Here is a 579-nt window from a genome sequence, read left to right on the forward strand (position 1 = left end):
GCGGCCGGGGTCAGTCGACGACGGGTCCGCTGAGCGGCTCGTCGCGCAGCATGCTCATGCCGTTGCCCGCGGTGATGTCGATCGTCTCGAGGGCGCGGTCGACGGCCTCACGGTCCACGCCCCCGGTGGGCAGCGCGGCCAGCTCCTGCCGGATGACCTTCGACTGGACCAGCACGATCTGGAAGCTGTGGGACAGCTTCTCGTCCCGCATGGAGTCCGGGGCCCCGGACCGGGCCGGGGCGGGGGCGCGTCCGCGCAGCTGCTCCCGGGCCTCCTCGACCTGCCGCCGGCCGAAGCGGGCGGCCCGGCGCACCATGAGCACGACCCACGTGGCCAGCAGCAGCCAGCCCAGGGCGATCCCGGCCAGGACCCAGCCGAGCCAGGTGTTGGCGTTCGCGGCCTGCAGGAGCGCCACGACGAAGATGATCACCAGCACGGCCAGGCCGATCACCGTCCCCCAGACGGTGGTGCGGCTGCCCGGCTCGGGCACGGCGGAGGCGGACGGGGTCGAGGATCCGATGGGGCGCATGGGCCTCATTGTCTCAAATCCGGGGCCGGGCCACGAACCGGCGCGGCCCC

The 579-nt window shown here is 74.1% G+C and carries 1 protein-coding gene; it reads right to left on the reverse strand.

Features of this window, described 5'->3' with window-relative positions:
* Window positions 1-10: 10 nt before the first annotated feature.
* Window positions 11-529, reverse strand: a complete 519-nt coding sequence (locus ACH9EU_RS11535) for a hypothetical protein (protein ID WP_396414074.1) — start codon at window positions 527-529, stop codon at window positions 11-13.
* Window positions 530-579 lie beyond the last annotated feature (50 nt).

It is taken from the genome of Kocuria rhizosphaerae (genome assembly GCF_044462265.1).
Taxonomy (GTDB): Bacteria; Actinomycetota; Actinomycetes; order Actinomycetales; family Micrococcaceae; genus Kocuria; species Kocuria rhizosphaerae.